The sequence below is a fragment of the Comamonas sp. MYb21 genome (genome assembly GCF_037479395.1).
In the GTDB taxonomy this organism is placed as follows: Bacteria; Pseudomonadota; Gammaproteobacteria; order Burkholderiales; family Burkholderiaceae_C; genus Comamonas.
Map to the genome: position 1 here is coordinate 313,821 of NZ_JBBGZC010000001.1, position 23,279 is coordinate 337,099.

Consider the following 23,279-nt stretch of genomic DNA (forward strand, 5'->3'; position numbering starts at 1 on the left):
CCGATCACCAGTTATGCGTATAGCTCGCCGTCAAGGTCGCCCCCGCAGCCGCCAGGCGGCTGTCGTTCTTGCCACTGCGCATCAGCTGGCTGTAGAGCGGCAGGTAGTAGCGGTTGAACAGGTTCTGCACGCCGACGGTGACCAGGTTCTTGTTGTCGAACTGGTAGCGGCCGACGACATCGACGCTGTAGTAGCTTTTGACATCGGCCCGGGCGAACTGGGTCTTGCCATCGGCCAGGCGGTAGTCGCGTGCGCCAAACCAGTTGAACTGGCTGCGCAGGCTCCAGCGGCTGCTGGGGCTGTACTGCAGATAGCCAGTGATCTTGAGCGGCGGGATGCGGTAGCCCGTCATCGGCTGGTCGCTGCTGGCGCCGGGCGGCGTCTCGCGCCCCTGCATCCAGGTGACGGTGCCGCCGGTGGACCAGTGGTCGGCATAGTGGTCGGCGGTCAGCTCCACGCCTCGGATGCGCTCGCGCGTGCGGGTCAGGTGCAGGCCATTGTTGAAAGATTGGACAGCGCCCAGGTCCGAGCGTGACTGGAACAGCGCCAGCGTGGCCATGGTGTTGCCGAAGGTGCCGCGCCAGCCGATTTCATAGTTGTCGGTTTTGACCGGCTCCAGCTCGGACGCATTGATGTCGAACTTGGCGCCCGCATTGCGCAGCTGGAGGCCCACATCGGGCAGGTCAAAGCCCTGGCTGAACGAGGTGTAGAACTCGTGGTCCTTCCAGGGCTTGAAGGCCAGGCCCAGGTTGTAGAGCACCGCGTCGTACGCGACCTTGCCACCGGCCACGGTGGCCGGGTTGGGCAGGCGCGACTGCGACAGCGGCTGGAAATCTGCAAAGCTGGCCTGCGATTTCTCATAGCGCAAGCCGCCTTCGGCCGACCACCGGTCGTTGAACCTGTGCTGCAGCTGGCCAAAGGCGCCGGCGCTCTTGACGGTGACCCAGGGCATGTAGATGCGCTGCCCGGTGGGCTGGAACACCAGGCCGCCGCTCGCGTCGTAGGTGGCGGCATCGAAGGTGTCCAGCGGCATATTGCTGCGCTCCTGGATATAGTCCGCGCCCCAGACCAGCTTGGTGCGCTTATCGTCGCCAATGGGTGTGGTGATGGTCAGGCGCCCGCCAAACACCTTGTTGTTCTGCATCACCTGGTCGACAAAGTTGCCCCGGTTGCTGTTGCTGCGCGCATCAAAGGGCGCAAAGCGCACGAAATTGTCACGGCCGTAGACCATCGCGCTCAGCAGGCTGCCGCCCAGGTCCTTGTGCTCGTAGCTGGCGCTCAGCAGGCTGTTCTCCACCTGGTTCTGCTCGGCCAGCTTCAGGCCCCGGATCGCGCGGGCCGCCACCGATCCTAATGGCGCCTGGTTGACGCTGGGGTCGTTGGCGTAGTCGGTCTTCTGGTGCGCGCGCAAGTGGCTGGCCGCCAGCTGGATGCGCTGGTTGCCATCAATGCGAAAGCCGATCTTGCCGCCCAGGCTGTAGGTGTTTGAATCGAACAGATCACCCTGGCTGGCATCGGAGGCAATGCGGTCGCCATGGCCATCAAAAGCGCCGCCCATGCGGCGGGCCGAGATATCGACCTCGTAGTCAACCACCTCGCCCGCGCCCGACAGATAGTGCTGCACCTGGCCGCCCAGGCCGTCGCCGCTCAGGCGCGAGAGCGCACTGTCAAAACCCAGCGTCGTGCGTGCCACCGGCTGGCCGCCGACCGGGCGGGTGGTGACCGAGATCACGCCACCTGTTGCACCACTGCCGTAGATCGCATTGCTGCCGCGCAGCACCTCGACCCGCTCGATGCGGCTCATCTCCACATTGACCAGGTTGCGCGCCGTGTCGCGGTTGGTATTGAGCGGAATGCCATCGACCAGCACCAACACGTTGCGGCCGCGCAAGGTCATGCCGAAATCGCTCATGTTGCGGCTCGAATCGGACATGCCCGGCACGCTCTTGGCCAGCAGGCTGTTCAGATTGGCCGAGGTGGCGCGCAGGTCATCGAGCTCCTCACCCTCGATCACCGTGACCTGGCGGGTGGGCTGCATCAAAGAGCTGTCGGAGCGCTGGTCGGTCACCACCACGGTGGGCAGCTGGTGGCTGGCCTCTGCGGGTGCCGCAGCTGCCTCAGCAGGCGTTGCAGCCCGCGCTGGCGGCGCGGCCTCTGCCACCGGTTGCTCGGCAGCCATTGGCTTACGGATCTGCAGCGCGCCACCCCTGAGCGTCTGCAGCTGCAGCGCCGATCCCTCCAGTGCCTTGCGCACCGCCTGCTCTGCCGTCCAGTGGCCCTGGATCGCGGCACTGCGCTGGCCTTGCAGTACGGCGGGGTCAGCGACGATGCTGCGCCCGGTCTGCTGGCCAATGCGTGTCAGGGTATCGGCCAGGCTGCCCGCAGGAATGTCGAGCTGCACGGCAGCGGCTGGGGGCGCATCGGCAGCCCGGCTTGTGGCAGGGGCCAGCGCAGAGCTCAGCAAGGCGGCCAAGGCCAGCACATGGAAGGGCGAGCGTTCAGCACAGCTGCGCACGGTCGATGGAGCACCGGCATGGCGGCGCTGGAGACGGGAAGTGGTCACGGCAGAAGTTCCTTTTCGTTGGGTACTACTTAACCAGTGCGCCGAAACCGAAAAACCCCTCATCTATTTGCATAGGGTCGCGCGCATGTGGTCGCGCAACGGAGGGCGGTTTTCCCCTTAGTGCCCACCCTGCGCGCCAATCGTGATCAACGGCCCCCAACGCTGGATCTGCAGCGGCAGCATCTGGCCCAGCGTGCCCAGCAGCTCCTCCACGTCCAGCCTGAAGATGCCAAACACCCGCAGATCCGCCACCGAAGGGGCCACGCGGATATAGCCAGAAAAATAGGCCTGCAGCGCCTGGGCTACATCGGCCAGCGGCCAGTCATCGACAGCGAGCATGCCTTGCTGCCATGCTGCGCGCTGCACCGCGTTGCCCGCCAGGGGCTGCAGCTGCCGGGCACTGAAGCGCGCGCCTTGGCCTGCATGCAGCAAGGTCTGCGCCGCCTCGCGGGGCTGCAGCCTCAGGCTTTGCTCCAGCGCCACCATATCCGTGCGCTCCGCATGCACCCGGGCCATCATGCGGCCGGCGTCGAAGAGCGCCACCCCATCGCGGGTGTGGATCTGCAATGGAGCGGCTCCGGCATAGCGGCGTGTGGCGATCAAGGCCCCGGCGCACAGCTGCAGCGCGGGCCTGCCCGCGGCATCGTGCACATCGACGGCAGAACGGGCATCGAGCAGCACGCTGGTCCCATCGGCCAGCATAAATTCACGGCGCTCGCCGGTGCCGGTGTGCCAATCGGCCATCAACTGGCCCAGCGGCGTCAGCCGGTCTGCAACCAGCGCGGTGGCCACACCGATGCCGCCCAGCGCCAGCGCGCCGCGCAGCACGCGCCGGCGGCGGTTGTGGAACAGCGCCTGCATGGCGGCTTGGGCATGCAGGCCCTCGGTATGGGCCTGCAGGCTGCGCACCGCCGTCAGCGGCTCGGCCAGCGCCGAGCCCACGCGCGCCCAGGCCGCCTGGTGCTGCGCATCCTGCTGCAGCCAGTGCGCAAAAGCCTGGTGGTCGGCTGCGCTCATCGTTTCCGCCTCATGGCGCACCAGCCAATCCACGGCGGCGCGCAGCGCGGCGCTGGGCAGGGATGCACCGCTCATGGCGCGCAGTTGAGGCACTGCAGCAGCGCGCGCCGCATATGGCGCTCGACGGTGGCCTGCGAGATGCCCATGTGCTGTGCGATCTGCGGGTAGCGCATGCCTTCCAGCCGCGACAGCAGAAACACCGTTTTGACCTGCAGCGGCAGCGCGGCCAGCGCCCGGTCGATCTGGCAGATCGCCTCGACCAGCATCGCATGCGTCTCGGGCGACAGCGCCACCGCCTCGGGCATATGGCGCAGCGTGTCCTGGTAGGCCGCCTCCAGATCCTGGCGCTGCCAGAGCTTGATGAGGATGCGTTTGGCCACCGTCGACAAAAAGGCGCGCGGGTGCCGGATATCCAGCAGCTCGCCTTCCGTAGAAGTGCCCTTTTCGGTCAACTGCAAAAAGGTCTCCGATGCCACATCTTCGGCCTCGCTGTGGCTGGATGCGCGCAGCATCAGGCGCCCACGCAGCCATGCATGGTGCTGGCGAAAAATGGTCTCCACCTCAGGGTAGAGCGGGTGCTGTGGCATGGGCGGGGCCGTTGAGGAAACACGAACAACCGCAAGATCATAATTGATAATGATTCTTTTTTCACAAAGGGCGGAGACCCTTGTGCAACGGTCTTAGGCGTACGCCCTGCACCGACCGGAGCCCCCGCGCCACCCCACTCCCGGCACCCGCTGGCTTGATGCGCATCAAGCATTGCACTGCATCAACTGCATCGCCCGCATTCATAAAGATTGTCAAACAATCTCCAGCCTGAAGATGTTTGACATTGCCGCATTCCTGCCGCTTGTTCATCCTACTACCATGCATAACAGGATTGAATAAACTTATTTACAAAGGAATGCAATGAAAGGCTTCAGAATAGCGATGGCCCATTATGTGGGCCTGGGATGTGCGGTGGCAGCACTTCTGCAACCCCTGGTGGTCCAGGCCCAAACTGCGCCTGTTATTTCATGCAGCACGGACCCGGCCATCTTCAATACCGGCATTGACGGCAGCAATGGCTACAGCATCACCAGCCCCAAACTGGCCCTGGGCAGCGTCGATGCGCATTGGACCATTGCCTCGGCCTTGGGCGATATCACCACGCCGGCAGCCGCTGCCGCGTTGACCTATGCCCCAGGCCCGGTAGACCGCCCAGGCGCTGGCAATGGCGCCTGGGTGCAGTCGCCCTTTGGCAATGCCCAATGGATCGGCGTGCAATACGGCAGGGACTACTACGTCTACCAATACCAATTCACGCTGGACCCGTCCGTTGACCCTGACAGTTTCAATCTGAGCCTGAGCCTGTATGTGGATAACCAGGTCAAGCGCATCCTGGTCAACGATGCGGTATTTGATTACACCAACGGCGGCGCCATTGCCGGGGTGGGTGGCTTTGGTGCCGGCGGCAATGTACCGGTGCTGCTCAACCAGGGTTTCAAGACCGGTGCCAACACGATCTATGTCGTCGTCGGCAACCAGGGCGACCCCTCGGGCCTGCTGGTGCAGTCCAGCGGCACAGCCTCGTGCTCGCCGCCGCTGTCCGTGGCCAAGCAAGCGGTCAACAGCGATGGCAGCGCCTACACCGGCCTGGCCAGCGCCAACGCCTCCGTGTTCTATGACATCACGGTCACCAATGCCAGCACGCGCGACGCCAGCGGCACGCGCCTGCGCGATGCCCTGCCCGATGGCCTGCAAACGGCCGGCAGCACCTGGGTTTGCAGCCGCCCCGCCGGCAGCGCAGCGGCCTGCCCCACGCCAGCCACGGGTAGCTTTCCGCTCGACGCCCTGCTGCCTACCCTGCCCGCTGGCAGCGCCCTGGTGTTCCGCGTCAATTCGCGCTTCAGCAGCCCGCTGCCCGCAGGTGCCACCGTCATCACCAACACGGCCACCATCGAGCCGCCTGCCACCAGCACGCTCAGCTGCGCTGCCCGTGAGGGCTTTCCCACGCCTTGCAGCGCCTCGGCATCGGTGGCCACCAGCCCGCTGCTCAGCGTGACCAAGACGGTGGACGCGACCGGCCCGCTCTATGCCGGGCAAACCGCCACCTACACGGTGACCGTCAAGAATGAAGGCGCGGCCGAACTGACCGGCGTGGCCCTGTCGGACAGCCTGCCCGCCGGCTTTGCCTCGGCCACCTGGAGCTGCCAGTCGCCCGTTGGCAGTCTTGCGGTCTGCCCACAAGCCAGTGGCAGCCTCGCCGCAGGCGGGGTGCTGAGCCAGACCATCGCCAGCATGCGCGCCAATGCCAGCCTGGTCTACACCGTGGTCGCCACGGTGGACAGCATCGCCACCCGCATGGACCAGGTCAGCAACACCGCGGGCGTGACCGCCAGCAATGCCGAATGGCTGTGCTACAACCCGGCCACTGCGCAGACCCAGGACAAGCCCTGCAATGCCTCGGTGGCGGTCGATCTGTGGCCCAACCCCTTGCTGCAACTGAGCAAGACGGCGCAGGCAAGCGCAGCAGTCTATGCCGGCCAGACGATGAACCACACCATCACCGCGCACAACGCCGGCCAGGTGCCCGTCACCCAGGCCCATATCACGGACCCGCTGCCTGCCGGCCTGGAAAACGCCAGCTGGACCTGCAGCAACAGCGGCGCTGCGCCCTGCGTGCCCGCCAGCGGCAGCGGCGCGGTGGATGTGACCGTGGCCTCGCTGGCCGCCGGTGACAGTGTGACGATCCAGCTGGCAACCACCGTCAGCGCGCAGCCCCCTGCCAGCCTGGTCAACACGGCATCGTTGGCGGTGAGCGAAGCCAATGCGCAATGCACCGGCGGCAGTGCACAGCCCTGCAGCGCCACCGCGACTGTTGCCACCACCACCCCGCCGCTGCCCGCCAAGGCGACCGCAGTGCCGAGCCTGCAGCAATGGAGCCTGGTGCTGCTGACCTTGCTGACCGGCGGCATCGGCGCCTGGCGCATGCGTTCGCGCGTTCAGCGCAGCCGCTAAGCATCGTGATCGATGCCCGGGGTGCGCAGGCGCAGCGCCCCCCGGCTGCCGGCCTTGGCGGCAGCAGAGGGCCAGTCCCCACACTGGCCTGCCCTCCCCGTCCAGCAACCGACCCACAACACCCTGGATCGTCTTATCGGAAATGAGATTCATTTCTATTTTTTGATAAGATCGCGCCTTCGCTGCCAACCAGCCCCTGTCCCGCGTCGCTGCCGGGCGCATTTTGGGGCCCCTTTTGCAGCCCCATGGCCAAGGTGTCCTCTCGTGCTCGCGAGCTATTACGCAGAACTGCTGAACTTCTTCTCCCGCTCGCTCAATGACCGGCAAGCGGCGGCCGATGTCGTGCAGGAGAGCTATGCCCGTGTTTTGGCACTGCAGGCGCGCGAAGTCGCAGTCAGGGACCTGCGGGCGCTGCTGTTTCGCACCGGCAAGAACATCGTCATCGACGACGCCCGCCGCCGCCAGGCCGATGCCCAGCTGCTGCAGACCCTGGCCCTGGTTACCGCTGATGAAGCCCCATCGACCGAGCGCGTCATCGCCAGCCGCCAGCAGCTGGAGCGCTTGGTACGCCGCCTCTCGGCCATGCCGCGCAAGCGCCGCGAGGTGTTTGTGCTGGTGCGCATCTATGGCTTTAGCCATGCCGAAGCGGCCGCGCACATGGACATCAGCATGGCCTCGGTGGAAAAGCATGTGGTGCGCGCCGTTTGCGACTGCATGGGGCTGGAGGCCTGATGGCAGCGGCCGGCACTGGGGCAGACAGCCCGCGCAAACGCCTGGAATATGCCTTGCTGCTGATCGCCCGCCAGCACGCGGGGGAGGCAGCCAGCGCCAAGGCCGCGACACAGACTTTGGCCCGCTGGCGTGCGCAGTCGCCCGACAACGAGGCGGCCGCCCAGCAGGCGCTGCAGGGCTGGCAGGCGACCGAGGCGCATGCGCTGCAGGCGGATTTTGCACTGCCCACCAGCCAGGCCGAGCGCAGCCGCCAACAGCGCCGCCGCAGCTTGTCACTGCTGGGCACGGCGGGGCTGGCCAGCCTGCTGGGCCTGGGCGGGCGCTGGTACTGGCAGCAGCCGCTGGCACGCATGGCGCTGCACACCGGCCATGGCCAGATGCTGGCCCAAAACCTGCCCGATGGCTCGCACCTGGATCTGGCGCCATCCACTTCCGTGGGGGCCGTGCTGTACCGCGACCGCCGCGTGCTGCAGCTGGCGCAGGGCGAGATACGCCTGGATGTGGTCCACGATGCCCAGCGCCCCTTGGAGGTGCAAACACCGCTGGGCCGCGTGCGGGTCCTGGGCACCGTGTTCTCGGTAGCGCTGCGCGCATCGGGCCTGCAGGTGAGTGTGGCCCAGGGCCGCGTTGCGGTATGGGGCCTGCACAGCGATGCCGCCCAGGCCGCCGATGTGGTGCTGGCCGCCGGTGAGGCCGCGCGCCTGGATGCGCAAGGCGGGCTGCATACCGGCAGCGTCAACCGCCAGGATGTGGGCGCCTGGCGCGACGGCTGGCTGGTGTTTGACCACACGCCGCTGCCCGAGGTACTCAGCCGCTGGAACGACTACCTGGAGCGCCCGCTGCAGCTCGATCCAGCGGGAGCCCTGCAGTCCCTGCACCTGACGGGCAGCTTCCAATTGCGCGACCCGGCCACCTTTGTCGCCAGCCTGCCGCGCTCGCTGCCGGTGCTTGTGGAGCGCTTGCCCGACGGCAGCAGCCTGGTTCGCCGGCGCTAAATCCTGGCCCCTGCGCGCCCGGAACAACGGCGTCGATCCGCTGCCCCCAAGCCCAGCAAAATTTTTTGTCCGGTATATCGCCACTGCGACGTCTTCACAGGGACAACACCCTAGAGAGCATTCGCATGTACCGAGATCTGCCACCTTCTTGCAGCCCATCCCGCCGCCGCGCAGCGCCAGCCACGGCCAAGCGCCGCCAGCCTGTCATCGCCTGGGCCTGCAGCCTCGCCTGTGCCAGCACGCTGGCACTGCTGTCACTGCCCGGCCCGGTGCATGCGCAGCCGGCAGCCGCCCAGACGGCCATGGCGACCACCCAGAGCCTGAACCTGCCGGCACAGCCGCTGGGCCAGGCGCTCAACGCATTGGCGCGCGCCTGGGGCGTGGCCATCTCGGTGGATGCCGCCCTGGTGCAAGGGCGCCAGGCACCGGTGCTGCAAGGCAGCCTCAGCCTGCAGGCGGCGCTGAGCCAGGTGCTGGCTGGCAGCGATCTAGAGGCCATGGTCAGCGGCGCAGCCATCAGCGTACAGCGGCGCACTACGGCCAGCCAGACCTTGCCGGAAGTGCTGGTCACCGCCCAGGCCGAGCGCACCGAGGCCACCGAAGGCAGCGGCTCTTACACCAGCGGGCGCGTGTCGCTGGGCAAGGGCCAGGATGTGCGCGAGACACCGCAGTCCATCACCGTGATGACCCACCAGCTGATCGAGGACCAGGCGCTCAGCACCGTGGGCGAGGTGATGCAGCAGGCGACCGGTGTGACGGTGGACTACGCCGGTGCAGGTGGTCTGGGCGGTCAGGCCACGCGCTTTCTCTCGCGTGGCTTTGAGATTGGCAATGTGCAGATCGATGGCGCCAGCGTCGATGCCTTCAGCCAGCAGCTGTTTGACCCCAACCTGGCGATGTACGACAGCGTGCAGATCGTGCGCGGCGCCAACGGCCTGTTCAGCGGCAATGGCGAGCCCGGTGGCGCCATCAACCTGGTGCGCAAGCGCCCCACGGCGCAGCGCCAGATCCAGGCCTCGGCCAGCCTGGGCAGCTGGAGCCGCAAACAGCTGGAGCTGGATGTGGCCGGCCCCTTGAACAGCGATGGCAGCGTGCGCGGCCGTGCGGTGCTGGCCCACACCGACAAGGATTTCTTCTACCGCAGTGCCGACTCCAAGAACAGCCTGCTCTACGGCATTGTCGAAGCCGATCTCAGCCGCGACACCAAGCTCAGCTTGGGTGCCAGCTACGACAAGCTCAGTGCCACGCCCTGGCGCGAAGGCATTCCGCGCGCCCCCAATGGCGACGATCTGCACCTGCCGCGCAACACCGCGCTGATGGCCGGTTGGAGCCACTACGACAAAAGCGCCAAGGAGCTGTTTGCCCAGCTCGACCAGCAACTGGCCGGCGGCTGGAAGGCCAAGGCCCAGCTCAACTACCAGAAGGTGGACAGCGACAGCCGCCTGGCCAGTCTGAGTGGCGCCGTGGACCCCGCCACCGGCCTGGGCGCGAGCTGGACCGGTTTCTCCAACGACTTCCGCTCGGACAAGAAAAGCCTCGACCTGAATATCAGCGGACCCTTCTCGCTGCTGGGCCGCAGCCACCAGCTGCTGCTGGGCGCCGACTGGGCCAAGATCCGCGATGACCAGGACACCTACTACTCCGAGATGGAGACGGACGAGTCGCTCACGAATGTCTACGGCTTCGACCCCGACAAGATTCCGCATGCGGTCAGCGAGCGCAAGACCCGCAGCTACCCCGGCTATGGCGCCACCCAAAAAGGCCTGTATGGCCGCGTCAACCTGAGCCTGAGCGACAAGCTCACGGCCATCGTGGGCGGGCGCTATGCCAGCTACTCCAACGTCACGCCCTACTTCAACTACAACGCCGATGGCTCACTGCGCTCCAGCGGCAAAAGCTACTACCAGGAGAGCGGCATCCTCACGCCCTATGCCGGCCTGGTCTATGACCTGGACAACCGCTGGACGGCATATGGCAGCGTCTCCGAGATCCACAAATCCCAGGCCAGCAGCCTGCAAGGCCCGCTGCCCGGCACGCCGCTCGATCCCATCAAGGGGCGCAATGTCGAGCTGGGTGTCAAAGGCGAGCTGGCCGGCGGCAAGCTCAACACCGCCTTTGCGCTCTACCGCATCGAGCGCACCGGCGAGGCCGCACGCGACCCGCGCTACCCCGACACCGATGTGGGCGACCTGGGCCTGAGCTGCTGCTACATCGCCCAGGGCAAGATCGTGAGCCAAGGGGTGGACATGGAGATCTCGGGCCAGCTGGCGCGCGGCTGGCAGCTGTTTGCCGGCTATACCTACAACCACAACCGCAACAAGAGCGATGCCGCGCAGCTGGTCTACAGCACCATCACCCCCAAGCACCTGCTCAAGCTCTGGAGCAGCTACCAGCTGCCGGGCGACTTCTCTCCTTGGACAGTGGGCAGCGGCGTGACCGTGCAAAGCACCACCTATGCCAGTGGCACCGCCTACCCCTACAACCCGGCCACCGGCAAGTTCGATGGCGAGGGCGTCCCCTACAAGTTCACCCAGGCGGGCTACGCGGTCTGGAACGCCAGCCTGCAGTACCGTATCGACCGCCACTGGTCGGCCACGCTCAACCTGAACAACCTGTTTGACAAGACCTACTACAAGACCGTGGGCAGCTCGGGCAGTGGCAACTGGTATGGCGAGCCCCGCAGCGTCAAGCTGAGCTTGCGCGGCAGCTTCTAAATGCCCCGTACCGTCCCCGGTGCGGCCCGCCAGCCAGGGTGGCGCCAGACCATGTCCTGGCTGCACACCTGGGGCGGCCTGGTCTGCGGCTGGCTGCTCTGCGCCATCTTTGTGACCGGCACCCTGAGCGTGTTCCGCGAACCCATCACGCGCTGGATGCAGGCGGCGCCTGCCAGCGGGCCACCCGGCGCCGCGCTGGGCTTGCAGGACCGGCTGCAGGCCTTGCACCGGGCTGAGGACTATCTGCAGCAGAGGGCAGCGCAAGCCAGCCAGTGGCAGATCGATCTGCCCGCCCGCGCGGGCGAGGCCGTGCAGCTGTCTGCGCGCGGCCCGGACGGCGTGCTGCAAGCGGCACTCGACCCGGCCAGCGGTGCCCCCCAGGCGCTGCCCCCCATCCGCCAGACCGAGGGCGGCCGGCACTTCATGTCCTTCCACTACTCGCTGCAAGGCGGCCTGGCGGGCTTTTGGGTGGTGGGTGTGGTGTCCATGGGCATGATGGTGGCGCTGGTATCGGGCCTCATCGTGCACCGGCGCATCTTTCAGGATTTCTTCTGCTTTCGCCCGGGCAAGGGCCAACGATCCTGGCTGGATGCGCACAACGCCTCGGCTGTGCTCACCCTGCCCTTTTTGTTCATGATCGTCTACACCGGGTTGGCCTACTTCTACACCAGCTACATGCCCCATGCGCTGCAGGCGCTCTATGGCGAAGACCGCCAGGCCTACAGCCGCTACCAGGCCGATCTGAACGCGGGCACAGAGGCAGCCCGGCCCGGTCTGCCGCCAGCCGGCCCGCAGTTGGCCCAGCAGCTGCAACTGGCGCAGTCGCTGCTGCGCCAGCCGGTGGCATCCATCGCGCTGCAGCGCCCGCCGCAGGGCCCCGCCAGCCACCGCTTTACGGCGCAGCAGGCCGACAGCGCCTATTCCAGGCGCATGCACAACGTCGCAGAGCAGGTCCACATCGCCGCCGACACCGGTGAGGTACTGCAGGCACCGCCCCGGTCCGAGCCAGCCGCCAGCGCGCGCGATGTGCACCCGGTCATCGAGTCGCTGCACATGGCCCGCTTTGGCGGCTGGACCATGAAATGGCTTTACTTTGTCTGCGGGCTGGCCGGCACGGCCATGGTGGCCACCGGCCTGCTGCTGTTTGCCAGCAAGCGCCGAACGCGCAGCGACCATGGCTGGGGCCGGGCCACGCCAGCCGTCTACCGCTGCATCGATGCGCTGAACATCGCAGCGCTGGCCGGCACCTCGCTGGCCTCCATCGGCTACCTCTACGGAAACCGCCTGCTGCCACTGGCCATGGAGGCCCGGGCCAGTGCCGAGATACGGCTGTTCTTTGTGCTGTGGGCCCTCTGCCTCTTGCATGCGCTGCTGCGTCCCGTGCGCCGGGCCTGGCAGGAGCAGCTCTGCGCCCTGGCTTTGCTGTGCCTGGCCCTGCCGCTGCTCAACGCCGCCACCACCGGCCAGCATTTGCTGCTCTACCTGGCCCAGGGCGATGGCGTGCGCGCCGGGGTGGAGCTGACCAGCATCGCGCTGGGCTTGCTCGCCGCCTGGGCCGCCTGGCGCCACCGACTCTCGACACCAACCTCTACCCCAACCCGCGCCGCCCAGCCCGGGCGCCGCCATGGAGCGCGCGCATGAACGCCCCCGCCAAAGCAGCAACTGCCGCGCAACCCTGGCGCCATGCCATGCTGGTGGGCTTGCGCGTCTGCCTGGCAGCCGTGGCCGGCTACCTGCTCACCGGGCTGGGCTGCGCGGTGATGGCGCAGGCACTGGTGCTGGCGGGCCTCTTCTCACCGGCGCATGCGGTGCTGCTCAGCACGCTGCTGGGTTTTGTGCTGTACACCGCGCTGCTGCTCTGGGCCTTCCATGTGCAGCAGCTGGCCCGGCTGGCGTTGCAGTTTGCCGCTGCCGCACTGCTACTGGGCAGCCTGCGCGCACTGCTGGAGCGCTGGCTATGAACGCCCTCACCCCCACCACTACCGCCGCCTTGCCGCTGGCGCTGTGCCTGCCCGCGATGCTACTGCTGAGCCAGACCATGGACCGCCACTGCGAGCAGATCCTGCGCCGGGGCGAACCTGGGCGCCGCCTGCGCTGGGGCTTGCGCCTGGGTGCGGCCCTGCTGCTGGCGCTGGCACTGCAGTGCTGCATGCATACCTGGGGCCCCGCGGTGGGCGCCGTTGCCTGGCTGGGCTGGCTCAGCGTCGCGGCATGGTTGCAGGTACTCATCCTGACCTACGCCCCGCGCCGGGGCACGGCACTGGCGCTGTCGGCCAGCACCATGGTCCTGTCACACACAGCCGTGGTTGCGGCAGGCCTGGCCGCATGATGTCTGCCCTGCTGTCAACCCGAAGTGGCTGCCATGGCCACCGCCAAAACTTTACGCAGCTTGACACAAACTGCCACAGTCCGACAAACCGGCTCCATAGTCCCATGCCAGGATGCGCAGATGAATGATGACCACGCACCCCGCAAGGCAGCGCCCGCCCTGCCCGCTGCCCACTGGTTCAAGCGCAGCCGCCATGTGCGCATACGGCCCACGCCCGCGCGGCTGCGGGTGCTGGAGGCCATCGTCCAGCTGGGCCGCTCCAAGGTCAAGTGCGCAGACATCTCCCTGCACCTGGAGCAAAGCGGGGCTCCACTGCCTGCAGCGACGATCTACTGCGTTGCCAAGGAAATGGCCCAGGCTGGCCTGCTGATGCGCGACCGCGAAGATGGCGGCTTGACGGTCTACAGCCTGGCCGCTGGCATGTAAGTGCAGCGCTGCATCCCACCTGGTACGCTGACACCGTGCTCAGGTCGCCCTGAGAACCCGCTGCAACAACTCCCTGCCGGGGTCTGAACACGGACGCAGGCGATCCGCCGCGAATGCTGCCCTGCAGCAAGGGCTAATCACGCCAAGGCTAGAATGATAATAACTATCATTCACATCTCTTTCCGTGGTGGACCCCTCTCGCGACCAAGCCCTGCACACGCTCTACACCTCGCATCATTCCTGGCTGCTGGGCATGCTGAACCGCCGCATGCGCAACCGCAGCGATGCGCAGGACATCACCTCAGAGACTTTCCTGCAGGTGGTGGACTCCAGCCTGGATCCGCGCAGCTTCCAGGAGCCACGGGCCTTTCTCACGACGATTGCCAAGCGCATCCTGTTCCACTTCCAGCGCCGCCAGCTGCTGGAGCGCCAGTACCTGGAGAGCATGGCCGCGCTGCCCATGCCCTGCGTGCCGTCGGTGGAGGACCAGGCGCTGGTGATCGAGGCCATTGCCGAGATCGACCGCATCCTGCACGGCCTGCCGCTGCCAGTGCGCACCGCCTTTGTCTACAGCCAGCTCAACGACATGCCGCATGAGGAGATCGCAGCGCGGCTGCAGGTGTCCGTGCGCACCGTCTCGCGCTACCTGACCCAGGCATTGCAGCACTGCATGCGGGCCCAGCTGCGCTGATGGCCTCGCCACCCCCATTGGATGCGGCCACCCAGCAGGCGATTGACTGGATGGTCCGCCTCAGCTCCGGCCGCGTGCAGCCCGGCGAGCGCCAGGCCTTTGAACGCTGGCAGGCCGCAGACCCCGCCCATGCCCAGGCCTGGCAACGCCTGCAAAACACCGTGGGCCGGCCGGTGGGCGCACTGCGCGCCGTCGATAGCCGCCAACCCGGCCAGACCCAGCAGGCGCGCCAACTCTTGCTGCAGCCCCGGCGCCGCACCGCCCTCAAGGGCCTGGCCGTGGTGGCAAGCGCCGGCGTGGGCCTGCTGCTGCTGGACCGCTGGCAACCGCTGGGCGCCGTGCTGGCGGATTACAGCACCGGCACCGGCCAGCGTGCGCGCTTTGCGCTGCCCGATGGCAGCACCCTGGTCCTCAATGCCCGCAGCCGCGTCAACCTGGCATTTGACGAAGGCCTGCGGCGCCTGCGCCTGCTCGAAGGCGATATCGTCGTGCAGGTCGCAGCCGATGTGCAGCGACCTCTGGTGGTCTCCACCGCGCAGGCCGATATCCGCGCGCTGGGCACGCAGTTCGCCGTCGAGCAGCTGGCCGAGCGCACCCAGGTGCGCGTGCTGGAAAGCCGGGTCGAGCTGCGCAGCACGAGCGGCGAAAGCGCCGTGCTGGGCAGTGGCGAGGCAGCCCAGGTCGATGCGGCAGGGCTGCAGCGCCTGGCCGCCGACCAGATGCCCAGCACCGAGTGGCAGCGCGGCTGGCTGGTGGTGCAGCAGCGCCCCTTGCACGAGGTCATTGCCCAGCTGCAGCGCTACCGCCATGGCCTGCTGCGCGTCTCGCCCGAGGCAGCGCAGATCCAGGTGCAGGGCGTCTTCCCGCTGGACGACATTGAGCGCGCGCTGACCGGTCTGGCCGAGACCTTGCCGATCCGGGTGCAGCGTTTTGGCAGCTGGCTCACCCGCATTGATGTGCGCTAGAAAATAATTTTCAAAAACACTGTCCGGTTTCGCGTGCTCGATACACAAGCCTTCCAGATGCACCACAAAAGCACAGGGAAGTTCCATATGTTTCGCAGCACAGCTCTCTTTCGCCGCTCGGTTCTAGCGGCCTCGCTGGCACTGGCCGGCGCCTCGGCCAGCCAGGCACAAACCTTGCCTTCGGCCGCTACCCGCAGCACACCCGCCGCCATGCAGTCGGCGCTGGGGATCGACATCGCCATCGGGCCGCTGGCCCAGACCTTGAACCGCATTGCCAGCCAGGCGGGACTGGTCGCGTCGATGGACCCGGCCCTGCTCGCAGGCCGCCAGGCCCCGGCCATCAACGCCCGGCTGACGGTGGAGCAGGCCTTAGCGCAAGCGCTGCGCGGCAGCGGCCTGGCACTGGCCATCACCGCCAGCGGTGCTATCAGCGTGCAACCGGCTGCTGCATCGTCAGCCGCCCCAGCCGATGCCGCAGCCGGGGCCGCTGCCACCATCTCGCTGCCCACCACGGTGGTGCGCGACAGCTATGCCGGCGCCACCACCGAGCACAGCCAGTCCTACACCACGCGGGCGGTCAGCATTGGCAAGGGCGAGCATGCGCTGCGCGAGATTCCGCAGTCCATCTCGGTGCTGACGCGCCAGCAGATCGAAGACCAGAACGCCACCACCTTGGCCGACTCCATGCGCTATGTCACCGGCATGCGCACCAAGCCCACGGGCACCGGCATCGTCAACATCGAGGCCCGGGGCTTTTTGATGGGCAACTACCTGATCGATGGCCTGCCGGCCAAGGGCGGCCAGGGCATCTGGGGCAACACCTTGATGGATGTGGGCCTGTACGACCGGGTGGAGATATGGCGCGGCCCCACCGGCCTGCTCGAAGGCGCGGGCGAGCCCTCGGGCACCATCAACCTGGTTCGCAAGCGCGCGCATGCGGATTTCCTGGTGCAATCGGCCACCGTGCTGGGCTCCTGGGGCCAGCGCCGCCAAGAGCTGGATGTGACTGGCGCGCTCAATGCCTCGGGCACGCTGCGTGGGCGCCTGGTGGGCATCTATGACGACCGCGACAGCTTTGTCGACGAGGTCTATCTGCGCCGCAACACAGTCTATGGCACCTTGGAGTACGACTTCAGCCCCAGCACCACCTTGTCCATTGGCGCGACCGAGCAGCGTGGCAGCTCGCTGTCCTTTGCCGGCCTGCCGCTGCTGGCCGACGGCCGCAACCCGGACCTGGATCGCTCAACCTTTCTGGGCTCCATCCATGGCAAGAAGGACGACTACGCAACGCGCTACTTTGCCGAGCTGGAGCACCAGCTGGACGGTGGCGGCAAGTTCAAGCTGAGCGCCAACCAGTTTCTGCGCGGTACCGAGTTTGACCGCTACTGGTCCAACAGCTACCTGAACCCGGTCAGCCGCGAGGTGACCATCCTGTCCACCCACCAGAAGTCGCGCGAGCGCGACCGGGGCATCGACGCCTACCTGTCGCTGCCGATGGATTGGAATGGCCTGGAGCAGACCCTGGTCATCGGCGCCAACTACCAGACCTACCAGGGCGGCCAGGTGCAAGGCAGCCCCAGCAGCTTTCAGCAAAATGCCGACCACCCCGACCATGACCTGCTGATGCCGCCGCAGCGCATTGGCACCCTGCCCAAGACCCGGGTGACCAACCATGGCGTCTATGCCCATGCCCGCATCAAGCCCGTGCAGCCGCTGACCGTGCTGGTGGGCGGCCGCCTGGCCTGGTGGGAGACGCAAGACCCCGAGCAACCGGCCAATGACCAGTCCATCCGCGCCAAGTTCGTGCCCAGCCTGGGCCTGGTCTATGACCTGAACACGCAGCTGTCCGTCTACGCCAGCGCCAACCAGGTGTTTGCGCCGCAGACCGATACGGTGGTGAGCGGCGCCTTCCTGCCGGCCCGCACCGGCAACCAGCTGGAGATGGGCATCAAAGGCGAGTTCATGGACAAGCGCCTCAACGCGCACTTGGCGGTGTTCCGCATCCAGGATGAAAACCGCGCGGTGACCGACCCGCTCAACGAAGGCTATTCGCTGCCCTCCGGTGTGGTGCGCAGCCAGGGCTTTGAGGCCGAGGTATCGGGCAAGCTGAGCCCACAGTGGGACATGACCGCCGGCTATGCCTACACCGACACGCGCCATGTCAGCGGCAGTGTGGACACCGAGGGCCAGCCGTTCAACAGCTCCTTCCCGCGCCACAACTTCTCGCTGTGGACCAAGTACCGCTTTGCCGCCGAGCCACTGCGCCGGCTGTGGATTGGCGGCGGTATGCAGGCCTATAGCAGCAATGCCACGACCTATGGCAACACCACCTGGCGCCAGGGCGGCTATGCCGTCTATGCGCTGCAGGCCGGCTATGAGATCAACCGCCACCTGCAGGCCACGGTGACGGTGAACAACCTGTTTGACCGGACTTACTTCGACCGCCTTGCCGGTGGCCGCTACCGCCAGACCTACTACGGCGATCCACGCAATATCACCGTCGCACTGCGCGCCGCGTTCTGATGGCGCGCCCCTCCACCCCGGCGCTGCCTGAAGCGCCGCCGGGCGCAGCGTCTGCCGCCATGCCTGGCTCTGCACAGGCCCTGGCGCAAGGCTATGCCCAGCTCATGCGCAAGCGCCTTTGCCTGCTGCTGGCGATGGCCATCGGCCTGCTGCTCAGTGTGGCGGCCGATCTGTCGGTGGGCTCCACCGATCTGGACTGGGCCACCCTGGCCACCGCAGTCTTTCTGCCCAGCCAGGTGCCATTGGAGACGGCGCTGATCGTGCAGGACCTGCGCCTGCCCTATGCCCTGATGGCGGTGCTGGTGGGCGTGGCGCTGTCGCTGGCCGGCGCCGAGATGCAGACCATCCTGAACAACCCGCTGGCCAGCCCCTTTACCCTGGGGGTATCGTCTGCCGCTGCGCTGGGCGCCGCGCTGGCCTTGGTGCTGGGCCTGGGCATTCCGGGCCTGCCGGAAGAGGCCATGGTGCCGGTCAACACCTTTGTGTTTGCCTTTGCCTCGGTGCTGCTGCTGCAGGCCACCGCCCGGGCCCGGCCCGGCTCGCGCCAGATTCTGGTGCTGTTCGGCATTGCGCTGGTGTTCAGCTGCAACGCGCTGGTGGCGCTGCTGCAGTATGTGGCCTCGCCCGATGCGCTGCAGCAGCTGGTGTTCTGGAGCATGGGCAGCCTGGCGCGCGCCAACGGGACCAAGCTGCAGCTGCTGGCCCTGGTCATTGCCTGCGTGCTGCCTTTTTCGCTGCGCGCGGCCTGGCAGCTCAATGTGCTGCGCCTGGGCGAAGAGCGCACCTTGAGCTTTGGCATCGATCTGAACCGCCTGCGCCTGGCATCGCTGCTGCGCGTGAGCCTGCTGGCCGCCACGGCCGTGGCCTTTACCGGCACCATCGGCTTTGTCGGCCTGGTGGGGCCGCATATTGCGCGCATGCTGGTGGGCGAGGACCACCGCATCTTTCTGCCCGCCAGTGCGCTGATGGGTGGGCTCATCATGTCGCTGGCCTCCATCGCCAGCAAGACCCTGGTGCCCGGTACCTTGCTGCCGGTGGGCATCGTCACCGCGCTGGTCGGTGTGCCGCTGTTTGTGTGGCTGATCTTCCGCAGCGGAGCACGCGCATGAACCCGCCCTCCCCCTTGCAGGTGACAGGCCTGAGCGTGGGCTACCGCCAGCGCCAGGTCATCGACCAGCTGCAACTGCCGCCGCTGCAGCCCGGCCAGGTGACTGCGCTGGTGGGCCCCAATGGCGCGGGCAAGTCCAGCCTGCTCAAGGCACTGGCGGGCCTGGTGCCTGCCCGTGGCAGCCTGCAGCTGGGCAGCACCGCCTTGCATGCGCTGCGGCCCGCGCAGCGCGCGCAGTATGTCGGCTATATGCCGCAGTTCGCCGCGGAAGGCGTGGCGCTGACGGTGCTGGAGAGCCTGCTGGCCGCCTTGCGCAGCCAACGCAGCCAGCACAGCCCCAGCGATGCACCGGCCAGCGCCACGCCCATCGAACGGGTGCATGCCTTGCTGCAGCAGCTGGGCATTGCCCACCTGGCGCTGCTGCCGCTCGACAGCCTCTCGGGCGGCCAGCGCCAGCTGGTGAGCCTGGCGCAATCGGTGATCCGCGAGCCGGCCATCCTGCTGCTGGACGAGCCCACCAGTGCGCTGGACCTGCGCCACCAGGCGCTCGTCATGGGCACGGCGCGCATGCTCGCCCAGCAAGGCCGCATTGTCATCGCCGTGCTGCATGATTTGAACCTGGCTGCACGCTGGGCCGATGCGCTCATCGTGCTGCGGCGCGGCAGCCTCTACACCAGCGGCAGCCCGGCGCAGACCTTGACACCGGCGATGCTCGCCGAGGTCTATGGCGTGCAGGCCCGGGTGCAAAGCTGTGCGCAAGGCTGGCTGCAGATCGTGGTGGATGGCACCACCGCAGGAGACCCGCCATGAAGGGCCTGCAGCAGCTACTCGCCGTCCTTGCGCTTTTGCTGGCCACCAGCACCGGCGTGCTGGCAGCCTACCCGCTGCAGGTGCGCGATGTCGCCGGCCGCCTGGTCCGCATCGCTGCGCCGCCCCAGCGCATCTATGTGCAAAACGGCAATACGATGACCGCGCTGGCGCTGCTCGAGCGCGAGGACCCGTTTGCCCGCCTTGCCGGCTGGAACAACTCGCTGGGCGACTCCGACCCCAGCCTGTGGCGGCTGATGCAGCAGCGCTGGCCCCATGCTGCGCAGCTGCCGCTGCTGCCGTTTGACAGCGCAGGCCATGTCGACCTGGAAGCACTGCTGCGCCTGCGCCCCGACCTGGTGCTGCTGAGCCTAGAGAGCCGCCCGGCGGTGGAGGGCGGACGCATTGCCGCGCTGCTGGCGGCGCTGAACATTCCGATCCTCTATGTGGACAGCTCACGCAACCCGGTGGCACACCTGCCCGCCATGCTGCAGATGCTGGGCCAGGTGCTGGGCCGCGAGGCCGAGGCCCAGGCCTATCTGGAGTTCTACCAGGCGCGCCTGAACGCCATCCAGCAGGTGGCAGCTACCGCGCCACGCCCGCCGCGCGTATTTGTCGAGATCCGGGCCGGTCGGCTGGGGCTGGCGCAGTGCTGCTTCTCGCAGGGCAATACCGCCTGGGGTTATCTCATTGAGGCGGTGGGTGGGCGCAATATCGCCAAGCAATGGCTGCCCGGTATGACGGGCGATATCGCGCTGGAGACCTTGATCGGCCTGCAGCCCGATGTCTACCTGATGACCGGCACCCAGCGCCAGCGTAAGGGTGCGCGCACCATACCCTTTGGCTACGACATCTCCGTCAGCGAGGCGGAGCAGGCCATGGCCCGGCTGATGCAGCGCAAGGGCCTGGCGCTGGCCACTGCAGGGGCCGGTGGCTGTGTGCAGGCGCTCTACCACCAGTTCTACGACAGCGCCTTCCATATCGCCGCGCTGGAGCACCTGGCCAAGATGCTCTACCCCGAGCGCCTGGCAGCGCTGGACCCGGACCAGACCTACCGCGAGTTGCTGCAGCGCTTCACCACCCTGCCCGATGCGGAATTTGTATTCCACATCAGCCGCAACCATGCCGGCGAGCCTTGCTAGCTCAAAGCGCCGTGCCCAGCCGCCAGCCCGGCGCCATCTTCTGGATCGATGAGACCAGCAGCTCGATCAGCGCCAGGGTCGCCGCTGAGGGCTGGCGGTTGGGTGCACGCACGATGTAGAGCGCATCGCCCACGCCTTTGACGCCAAAGCCCCCCAGCACCTGCACCAGGCTGCCTTGGGCGATGGCATCCCGCACCGCGTAATACGGCAGCAGCACCACGCCCAGGTCGGCCATCGCGGCATTGAACAGGAACTGGTAGTCGCCCGATTGGATCGACGGCGTGCTCTGCACCTGTTCATGCAGGCCATCGCTGTGCCGCCAAAACTCCAGCCGGTGGTGGATGTTGAGGGGCGCCAGCAGCCGGGCGTGCTTGATGTCCTGCGGGGTTTGCAGCGCCAGGCCCAGGGCCCGCAGATAGGCCGGGGTGGCAAACAGGCCCCACTCAATGCCGCAGACGCGGGTGGCCACATGGTCTTCCAGCGGCGCCGAGGTGATGTGGATTGCCAGGTCCACCTTGGAGGCCACCAGGTCATGGATCTGGTCGTTGATGACGAGGCGCAGCAGCAGATCGGGGTGTGCCTGGCAAAAATCCAGGATCAGCGGCTTGAGGTGGAAATGCCCCAGCCCGGTGGGGATGCGCACGCGGATCTCGCCACTGATGGTCTGGTGGATCTGATCGATCTGCAGCTGGGCGCTTTGCAGCGCATTGAGGGCCTGCAGGCACTGGCCATGCAGGATGCGGCCGGCCTGGGTCAGCTCCATATGCCGCGTGGTGCGGCGCAGCAGCTGCGCGCCAAACTGCCGCTCCAGCAGCGCCAGCCGGCGCGACACGTTCGAGCGCGTGACGCCCGAGCGCTGGGCCGCATCGCTCAGGTTGCGCGACTCGGCAATCGCCACAAACAAACGCACCAGGTTCAGGTCCATGGCCGGCTTCCCTTTTGATTGTTGATTCTGAATCACCACTGATGGCTGTGCTTTGGCAGTTCCCAAAGCGGCCTCCTGTTTCTACCATGGGTCTCACAACAAACGCCCGGCATCCTGTCGCATAGCCCGGGCAAAGCATGGAGACAAATACGTGACGCCAGAGTCAACACTGGGGTTTACCCCGCTCGCCGGTTTCAAGGTCCTGGATTTGAGCCAGGGCGTGGCCGGCCCCTACTGCGCCCAACTGCTCGCCCACCAGGGGGCCGAGGTCATCAAGATCGAGCCCGCCCAGGGCGACTGGGGCCGCCATGTAGGGGTGGCCCGCCATGGCCACAGCACCTTGTCCAGCACCTACAACGCCGGCAAGCAAAGCCTGGCGGTCGATGCCAAGCACCCCGAGGGCAAGGCGCTGATCCTGCAGCTGGCACGCAGCGCCGATGTGGTGGTGCAGAATTTTCGCCCGCAGGTCGTAGAGCGCCTGGGCCTGGACTTTGCCGCGCTCCAGGCGCTGGGGCTGGAACCCGTCTATGTGTCGATCAGCGGCTATGGCGCGGACGGCCCCTTTGCCGACAACCCGGCCACGGACTCGGTGATGCAGGCCGACACCGGGCTGATGAACAGCAACCGCGATGCGCAGGGCGCGCCGCAGCGCATCGGCTTCTTGCTGGCCGACATTGCCACCGGCGTTTATGCCGCGCAGGCCTGCACTGCGGCGCTGCTGCAGCGCATGAAGACCGGCAAGGGCCAGCATGTGGAGCTGAACCTGTTCAATGTCTGCTGCGCGCTGCAATCGACCGCTCTGTCGGAAGAGGTGCTGGGCGGCCAGACCGTCAAGGCGGCCGTCAGCGCGCCCAATGGCATCTTTGATGCGGCCGATGGCCGTTTGACGATTCTGGCGCTGAACAACGAGCAGTTTCTGCGCATTGGCAAGGCGCTGGACCTGGCCGGCTGGGACAGCGACCCGCGCTTTGCCAGCAATGCGCTGCGGCTGCAGCACAAGGCGGTGCTGCATGCCGACCTGGCCCGCGCTGTGGCAGATCGATCGCTGGCCGAGCTGCGCGCGCTGTTCAACCAGCACAGCGTGCTGCATGCCGTAGTGCACACCGCCGCCGATGTGGTGCAGCACCCCCAGGCGCAGCACCTGGCCACCTTCAAGACCCTGCAGCAGCCCGATTTTGGCGAAGTGCTGATGGCCGCCACCCCCTGGCCGGCCAAGCCCGATGCACCGTTGCCCGCACCGCGCATTGGTGCCGACAGCCAGCAGATTCTGCGCAGCCTGGGCCTGGCGCCCGATGAGATCGGCGCGCTGGCGGCCCGCCAAATCGTGGGCCTGTGAAAGGAG

The 23,279-nt window shown here is 67.1% G+C and carries 19 protein-coding genes; 15 read left to right on the forward strand and 4 right to left on the reverse strand.

Features of this window, described 5'->3' with window-relative positions; genetic code table 11:
* Window positions 1-4 precede the first annotated feature (4 nt).
* The 3 genes from WH367_RS01430 to WH367_RS01440 form a co-directional block, all read right to left on the reverse strand.
* Window positions 5-2,563 (reverse strand): TonB-dependent receptor, encoded by a 2,559-nt coding sequence (locus WH367_RS01430; RefSeq protein WP_339533856.1) that lies wholly within the window; start codon window positions 2,561-2,563, stop codon window positions 5-7.
* A 117-nt stretch (window positions 2,564-2,680) separates the two neighbouring features.
* Window positions 2,681-3,655: a FecR domain-containing protein gene (locus WH367_RS01435; protein WP_339533857.1), complete on the reverse strand. Its 975-nt coding sequence runs from the start codon at window positions 3,653-3,655 to the stop codon at window positions 2,681-2,683.
* Window positions 3,652-4,167 carry a sigma-70 family RNA polymerase sigma factor gene (locus WH367_RS01440; protein WP_339533858.1) on the reverse strand — a complete coding sequence of 172 codons (516 nt, stop codon included), beginning with the start codon at window positions 4,165-4,167 and terminating at the stop codon, window positions 3,652-3,654. The genes WH367_RS01435 and WH367_RS01440 overlap by 4 nt, the downstream gene beginning before the upstream one ends.
* A gap of 322 nt (window positions 4,168-4,489) precedes the next feature.
* Between WH367_RS01440 and WH367_RS01445 the strand changes: the two genes are divergently transcribed.
* The 14 genes from WH367_RS01445 (at window position 4,490) to WH367_RS01510 (ending at window position 21,012) form a co-directional block, all read left to right on the forward strand.
* The gene (locus WH367_RS01445) at window positions 4,490-6,580 is read left to right on the forward strand and encodes an IPTL-CTERM sorting domain-containing protein (RefSeq protein ID WP_339533860.1); all 2,091 of its coding nucleotides are present in this window, start codon (window positions 4,490-4,492) and stop codon (window positions 6,578-6,580) included.
* A 264-nt stretch (window positions 6,581-6,844) separates the two neighbouring features.
* Window positions 6,845-7,312, forward strand: a complete 468-nt coding sequence (locus tag WH367_RS01450; protein WP_339533861.1) for a sigma-70 family RNA polymerase sigma factor — start codon at window positions 6,845-6,847, stop codon at window positions 7,310-7,312.
* On the forward strand, window positions 7,312-8,307 hold the full coding sequence (locus WH367_RS01455) for a FecR family protein (RefSeq protein WP_339533863.1): 996 nt from the start codon (window positions 7,312-7,314) through the stop codon (window positions 8,305-8,307). The genes WH367_RS01450 and WH367_RS01455 overlap by 1 nt, the downstream gene beginning before the upstream one ends.
* A gap of 125 nt (window positions 8,308-8,432) precedes the next feature.
* Window positions 8,433-11,021 carry a TonB-dependent siderophore receptor gene (locus WH367_RS01460; protein WP_339533865.1) on the forward strand — a complete coding sequence of 863 codons (2,589 nt, stop codon included), beginning with the start codon at window positions 8,433-8,435 and terminating at the stop codon, window positions 11,019-11,021.
* Window positions 11,022-12,662 (forward strand): PepSY-associated TM helix domain-containing protein, encoded by a 1,641-nt coding sequence (locus WH367_RS01465; RefSeq protein WP_339533866.1) that lies wholly within the window; start codon window positions 11,022-11,024, stop codon window positions 12,660-12,662. It abuts the gene before it with no gap.
* Window positions 12,659-12,982, forward strand: a complete 324-nt coding sequence (locus WH367_RS01470) for a hypothetical protein (RefSeq protein WP_339533867.1) — start codon at window positions 12,659-12,661, stop codon at window positions 12,980-12,982. The genes WH367_RS01465 and WH367_RS01470 overlap by 4 nt, the downstream gene beginning before the upstream one ends.
* Window positions 12,979-13,350, forward strand: coding sequence for a DUF3325 domain-containing protein (locus WH367_RS01475; RefSeq protein WP_339533868.1), 372 nt, complete (start codon window positions 12,979-12,981; stop codon window positions 13,348-13,350). The genes WH367_RS01470 and WH367_RS01475 overlap by 4 nt, the downstream gene beginning before the upstream one ends.
* A gap of 120 nt (window positions 13,351-13,470) precedes the next feature.
* Entirely contained in the window at window positions 13,471-13,776 is a 306-nt protein-coding gene (locus tag WH367_RS01480; protein ID WP_312990177.1) for a transcriptional repressor, read from the forward strand.
* 184 nt (window positions 13,777-13,960) lie between these two features.
* Window positions 13,961-14,467 (forward strand): sigma-70 family RNA polymerase sigma factor, encoded by a 507-nt coding sequence (locus WH367_RS01485; RefSeq protein WP_339533870.1) that lies wholly within the window; start codon window positions 13,961-13,963, stop codon window positions 14,465-14,467.
* Window positions 14,467-15,432 (forward strand): FecR family protein, encoded by a 966-nt coding sequence (locus tag WH367_RS01490; protein WP_339533871.1) that lies wholly within the window; start codon window positions 14,467-14,469, stop codon window positions 15,430-15,432. The genes WH367_RS01485 and WH367_RS01490 overlap by 1 nt, the downstream gene beginning before the upstream one ends.
* An 87-nt stretch (window positions 15,433-15,519) precedes the next feature.
* Complete coding sequence (locus WH367_RS01495; RefSeq protein WP_339533872.1) at window positions 15,520-17,955, forward strand: TonB-dependent siderophore receptor; 2,436 nt, start codon at window positions 15,520-15,522, stop codon at window positions 17,953-17,955.
* Window positions 17,955-19,064, forward strand: coding sequence for a FecCD family ABC transporter permease (locus WH367_RS01500; RefSeq protein WP_339533873.1), 1,110 nt, complete (start codon window positions 17,955-17,957; stop codon window positions 19,062-19,064). Before WH367_RS01495 ends, WH367_RS01500 begins: the two co-directional genes overlap by 1 nt.
* The gene (locus WH367_RS01505; RefSeq protein ID WP_339518365.1) at window positions 19,061-19,873 is read left to right on the forward strand and encodes an ABC transporter ATP-binding protein; all 813 of its coding nucleotides are present in this window, start codon (window positions 19,061-19,063) and stop codon (window positions 19,871-19,873) included. The genes WH367_RS01500 and WH367_RS01505 overlap by 4 nt, the downstream gene beginning before the upstream one ends.
* A complete protein-coding gene (locus WH367_RS01510; protein WP_339533874.1) occupies window positions 19,870-21,012 on the forward strand; it encodes an ABC transporter substrate-binding protein in 1,143 nt (380 codons plus the stop codon). Before WH367_RS01505 ends, WH367_RS01510 begins: the two co-directional genes overlap by 4 nt.
* Before the next feature lies 1 nt (window position 21,013).
* On the opposite strand, the gene WH367_RS01515 is transcribed toward WH367_RS01510, so the two are convergent.
* Window positions 21,014-21,937 (reverse strand): LysR family transcriptional regulator, encoded by a 924-nt coding sequence (locus WH367_RS01515; RefSeq protein ID WP_021025196.1) that lies wholly within the window; start codon window positions 21,935-21,937, stop codon window positions 21,014-21,016.
* A gap of 151 nt (window positions 21,938-22,088) precedes the next feature.
* On the opposite strand from WH367_RS01515, the gene WH367_RS01520 reads away from it, so the two are divergent.
* Window positions 22,089-23,273, forward strand: a complete 1,185-nt coding sequence (locus tag WH367_RS01520; protein WP_339533875.1) for a CaiB/BaiF CoA transferase family protein — start codon at window positions 22,089-22,091, stop codon at window positions 23,271-23,273.
* The last annotated feature ends 6 nt before the right edge of the window (window positions 23,274-23,279 follow it).